Origin of the sequence: Actinomadura sp. 7K534 (assembly GCF_004348575.1) — a bacterium.
Lineage (GTDB): Bacteria > Actinomycetota > Actinomycetes > Streptosporangiales > Streptosporangiaceae > Spirillospora > Spirillospora livida.
Genome location: NZ_SMKB01000546.1, coordinates 1 through 608, shown reverse-complemented (window position 1 = coordinate 608; position 608 = coordinate 1). Strand labels below are relative to the sequence as shown.

General features: G+C 77.1%; 1 pseudogene. It reads right to left on the bottom strand.

Annotation, left to right across the window (positions count from 1 at the left end):
- Positions 1-199 (bottom strand): annotated as a pseudogene (locus E1266_RS39125) (hypothetical protein); the annotation flags it as partial.
- Between the last annotated feature and the right edge of the window lie 409 nt (positions 200-608).

Sequence of the window (608 nt, the reverse complement as noted above, 5' to 3'; positions counted from 1 at the left end):
CCTTCTTGCCGGTCTTGCCCGCCTTCTTCCCCTTCCCCCCGGAAGGCCCGTCATCGGGATAGGGCACAGCCTCGTCGTGGTAGTCGCCCTCGTCGTCGGCATAGTCCGGCTCATCACCGAACCCCGGCCCATACCCCGGCCCGCCGCCGGAACCGGAGGGACCGCCGTAGCCGGCCGCGCCCGGATGGCCGGGCGTCATGCCGGGCCCCGGTGCCCAGCCCGGGCCTGGAGGCGCGTCATGGCCCTGCCCTCGGCCGTAACCCGGCGCCCCGCCGGTACCTGGGGCACCGCCATGGCCTCGCATCTCGCCGTAGCCCTGGGCCCCCTGGGAACCCGATGCCTCGCGATAACCCGGCGCCCGAGGGACTTGGTTCGGTCCAGTGCCGTAGCCCGGGGCCGTCTGCGGACCCGTCGCCTCGTAACGGCCCGGTGCCCCGCCAGGGCCACCCGGGCCGCCACGGCGCTGCATGCCGCCGTAGCCCGGCGCACCCTGCGGACGCGGCGTCTCGCCGGTGTTCGGTCCGCCTCGGGAGGCCGGGGCACTGCCCCGGGCCGGTGGTGCGCCGTAGCCGGGGGCGCCGCGGCCGGGGGCCTCCGGCTAGCCGGGG